Raw genomic sequence first — 893 nt, 5'->3', positions numbered from 1 at the left:
GCGGCAAGTTCTGCAACAAAAGCGGATAGTTCTGCAACAGCTGCTGCTAATTCAGCGATTGAATCAGCTAATTCTGCGACAGCTGCAGCAAGCTCAGCTACCGAAGCGGGTAACTCCGCAACAGCAGCGGCAAGTTTTGCCACCGAAGCAGGTAAATCCGCAACCGTGGCAGCAAGTTCCGCGACGAAAGCGGATAATTCCGCAACAGCTGCTGCGAGTTCAGCGACCGAAGCGGGTAACTCCGCAACTTCTGCCGCGAGTTCAGCTACCGAAGCGGGTAACTCAGCAACAGCAGCGGCAAGCTCTGCGACGAAAGCGGATAATTCCGCAACAGCTGCCGCAAGTTCAGCGACGAAAGCAGATAGTTCTGCAACAGCTGCAGCAAGTTCCGCGACAAAAGCGGATAGTTCTGCAACCGCAGCAGCAAATTCAGCTACCGAAGCGGATAACTCTGCAACAGCGGCGGCAAGTTCCGCGACGAAAGCCGATAGTTCTGCAACAGCTGCTGCAAGTTCCGCGACAAAAGCGGATAATTCTGCAACAGCTGCCGCGAGTTCAGCTACCGAAGCGGGTAAGTCGGCAACCGCAGCAGCAAGCTCAGCTACAGAATCTGCTAACTCTGCAACCGCAGCAGAAAGTTCGGCAACCGAATCTGCCAATTCTGCAATTTCAGCTGCAAGTTCTGCTACGGAAGCGGGTAAATCTGCAACAGCAGCGGCAAGCTCAGCTACCGAAGCCGGTAAGTCGGCAACCGCAGCGGCGAGTTCGGCAACGGAAGCCGATAACTCCGCCACTTCTGCGGCAAGTTCTGCAACAAAAGCGGATAGTTCTGCAACAGCTGCTGCTAATTCAGCGATTGAATCAGCTAATTCTGCGACAGCTGCAGCAAGCTC

1 protein-coding gene is annotated in these 893 nt (G+C 54.6%); it reads right to left on the bottom strand.

From position 1 onward, the window contains the following. Positions 1-893: hypothetical protein (locus ACESOH_RS11730; protein WP_373101298.1), on the bottom strand; the 893-nt coding region annotated here is incomplete at both ends.

It is taken from the genome of Necropsobacter rosorum, from assembly GCF_964241405.1.
Classification (GTDB): Bacteria; Pseudomonadota; Gammaproteobacteria; order Enterobacterales; family Pasteurellaceae; genus Necropsobacter; species Necropsobacter rosorum.
Note: the sequence above shows the minus strand (reverse complement) of the source record. Positions and strands in the feature narration are given on the sequence as shown.